Genomic DNA, 3,013 nt, shown 5'->3' with positions numbered 1-3,013 from the left:
GCTAATAAGTGAATAAAGTTGACCTTACAAAAAGTGTGTGAAACAGTACTGTTAACGGTTTACTCGGTTTTAGTTCGCTAGAGATTATTGGTTTTCCATGTGGTATTTAGCATTAGTATTGAGGTTTTTAATCAATAAAAAATTATTTAATTAATAATTTTACGCAGTTAAAACTCAATACGATTTTGAAATTTACGGTGCTCATAAATTTATTTTATATCGCACTAATTATTTGAGATTATTTGAGATTAACAAGAATACTACACACCGTAAGTGACCCTTCTAATAGTGTTATTCGTCTAAACTAATGGATTTATTTCCAAAATACGGACAAAAGCATTAAAGATAAATTATTAGGTGGTCAATAAAAGCAGAGGCAATAAATTATGGAAGAAAGAAGTTTTAAGAGTGATTTTGAGCAGAATGATTTTCATCAAGACTCAGAAGTATCAGAAGTATCAGAAGTATCAGAATCGAAGCGTACCACTCAGAAACAAAAACGAGTGATAGTCGATTTTCCTGGATGGATGCTTGAATCTCTTGACAGAGAGGCAAATCGGGTCGGAGTGACTCGGCAGTCTATTATAAAGCTTTGGCTGGCTGAAAGATTAACAGGTGAAAGTAGAGCCTACGAAGAAAAACGAAAGAAGAATATCTAAGTCTGGGTGATAGTTCATCTTAGCTAAATAATTTGCAGTCCCAAGTCGAGTTAATCAGCGGAAATTTAGTTTTACTAATACAAAATTAATGACCTTGAAATGTTTCTTTCATGAGGGTATTTTGAAGTTAACGTGGATAATTACCTTATCCGACAGAAATCTATTCATAGCGACACTCTTTTAGGCGACACTCTTTTAGCAAAACTTCCCAGACAACGTGCAGCAAATTTTTGTTGTGTCTCAAAATCTGATATTGCTCCTTGGTAAAGCGAGTCTCAGTTGACCCATGTTAATACTCAATCTTTTTAAATAGTATCAATAAAAATTCCAAAATATATTATCCACCTTTGCACATGTGAATTGATAACATTTGCTAAATAGGTGATTTATTTGAGCAACAAGGATGCGTCAATTTTCAAGAAGATGCAGAACGCATAGAGTTTCAATTTGCAAGTAAGCTTATATCAATGTGAAGAAAGATAAATTCATAATTTGGACTAGTCAGAGCTATTTATGTTGGCATTTAATGCCTTACAACATCCCAAAATAAGTTTAGGCAGACTTATAAGATATAGGGTAACAACACGTTCAACGTGATTTTACGACTCATCACAAAAACCACAATCCCACCTTTTGAAAAGCTTATCGAGCACAATTTCATAACATTCATAACATTCATGACATTGTGCTTGATGAGCTGCAATGCAGGTATATTAGATGCGGGGTAAAGACAGAAAAAAGACCGTATATAACCGAGCGAATAAGTCATTCAATAAGCTGATAATGAGACCGTTACTTCAATAGATAAAAGACATCAACTTGTGACTCTTTCAGCTCAAAAAGTTAGCTGATGAGATGTTTGAATGTAATTTAGCTAACAATATAATGTCATAAAAAGCTTGGCAGAAGAATAACATCGTGGGCATAAATCTACGGGGATGTTTAGTAAAGCTGTATTATTTTCTATTTAAGATAGACCACTGTCGTTAAATTAAGCTGCACTAAATGTTGATATTACAGATAATTGAGAGATTATTACACTTTTGTCAAACTATTCAAATATAGGATCTGTCAGGTTGAGACTGAAATTTAACATTTTTGCTATGAAGAAACGCAGATAATGTAATGTCAAGTTTAACCTGCTCTTATATCGTACTGAAGTGATCCTATAATGTTTCTAGATATGAATCAGACGTCCACTTTATGCCAGACGGTGTTCGTATGGAAAATTTACACTTTAGTCATGGCACTTCTTTCATTTAGAACATTATTGCATCTCGACTATTCAAACCTTGTGAAAAATTTGAATAGATTTGTTCAAAAACTACTTTCAGATGCTCCCATTTTTTTTATACCTTAAGGCGATAAGGAAATTGGCTGAGACACACGCATCGAAAATAGCACTTTTACTTTCAATAATTCGATCTTCCTTATGCTTCAAAAATAAAACTTATGGGATGTGAATTAACAACCCATGCTGTTAATCCATTTAGTGTCATTGCAGTATAAAAATGCTTTTTTTACTAAATTCACGCCAAAAGCAGTATTTTTCACAAAAAACATAACTCTTTATTAGAACAACAAATAGACCATTGCTCAAAATTGAGAAATCCATTTATTTGTAGAGTTAGATCCAGCAAAACCATCATTGTAAGCCATTAAATATGGGCAATTAAAAAATAAAGGTGGACTTGAAATAAGAATAACGGCGGACAGTTTTGTTGTCTATATGGTGGATCCAGAAAACCCATTTAGATATAAATTGGAGAGAGTTTAGAACACTTAGTATCTACAACGAAATCTTTATGATAGGGTATTTTGGGAATTTTTGGTGCCTAACGTAATATAAATGACATATATATAATACTTAAGTAACACTAAATAATGATTAAATGGTCTTTTATATGTTGTTTGCGCAAATTCGTTATTGAGCAGAAAAAAGCTAGCTAAGGTAGGAATATGCAAAAAAAAAGTAGTTTGAGTACTGTGATACCTTCTGGGATAGTTAGTTTAATAGCTTTATTAATAGTGACTTTTAGCGAATCTTTAATTTTTTTGATTGTTGCCTTTTGTTTGGTAACCAGCGAATTTTATTTTAGTTATTTGAAGAAAGAAATACTCGCTGCGACCACCAACGATAATGAGGCACTCAGATTAGTTATATTTGACTTAGAAAATGAACTGCAAAAACTTAAAGGTTCAGTTAACTCATTTGAGTCTATAGGTAAAGATTGTTTGCCAATCTTGTCTCATCAAATCGGTAATTGTATTGAAATATCCACAAATGAAATGAATGAGCTCGCTGAACGATTTGTTGGTATGGTTAATGATATAAATAATATAGTGAATGAACG

2 protein-coding genes are annotated in these 3,013 nt (G+C 32.5%); both read left to right on the top strand.

What is annotated here, in order from left to right:
* Positions 1-386: 386 nt before the first annotated feature.
* Positions 387-659: a CopG family antitoxin gene (locus QZ562_RS20710; protein ID WP_293764557.1), complete on the top strand. Its 273-nt coding sequence runs from the start codon at positions 387-389 to the stop codon at positions 657-659.
* 1,959 nt (positions 660-2,618) lie between these two features.
* On the top strand, positions 2,619-3,013 hold a 395-nt coding region (locus QZ562_RS20705), incomplete at its 3' end, for a hypothetical protein (protein ID WP_293764555.1).

The sequence above is a fragment of the uncultured Paraglaciecola sp. genome (assembly GCF_913058035.1).
Lineage (GTDB): Bacteria > Pseudomonadota > Gammaproteobacteria > Enterobacterales > Alteromonadaceae > Paraglaciecola.
Note: the sequence above shows the minus strand (reverse complement) of the source record. Positions and strands in the feature narration are given on the sequence as shown.